The organism is Bacteroides caecigallinarum, assembly GCF_021530995.1.
Classification (GTDB): Bacteria; Bacteroidota; Bacteroidia; order Bacteroidales; family Bacteroidaceae; genus Phocaeicola; species Phocaeicola faecigallinarum.
Window position 1 is genome coordinate 1 of the sequence record NZ_JADYTF010000289.1, and the last position, 498, is coordinate 498.

General features: G+C 50.6%; 1 protein-coding gene. It reads right to left on the reverse strand.

The window, feature by feature from the left end; translation table 11 throughout:
- Positions 1 to 88: 88 nt before the first annotated feature.
- Positions 89 to 498, reverse strand: a 410-nt coding sequence (locus I6E24_RS16665) for a site-specific integrase (protein WP_235329833.1), incomplete at its 5' end; no start/stop codon positions are given.

Sequence of the window (498 nt, forward strand, 5' to 3'; positions counted from 1 at the left end):
CTCCCCGTTAGGTTTCCCCGTCGGATAAGCTGATTGACGATAGGATTATATTGAACCCAATCCTAACTTCTTGCTACAGAAGTATTTATCAAGCGACCAATCTGGGCGCACTCGCATAGATTTGCGTCGTCTTGATGCTCTTGTGTCCGAGCATCGAACTCACCGTTTCAATAGGTACGCCATTTGACAGGAATACCGTTGTCGCCGCCGTGTGGCGGCTCTGGTGCCATGTAAGGTGTTTCGTGATACCGCACCGTTTGGCTACGGCACGTATTCCATACAGGCAGGTCATGTAATGGGGGACAGGGAATATCCTTCCGTCCTCACACAGTCCGCGGTATTTTTCTATGATTCTTCGGGGCAGGTCCAGCAGGCGGATATTCGATTCCACGCCCGTCTTCTGGCGGTTGATGTTTATCCACTCATGGTTGTCGAAGTATGTACGGATATTTTCCTCACGCAGATTGCGCATATCGGAGAATGACAACCCCGTGAACG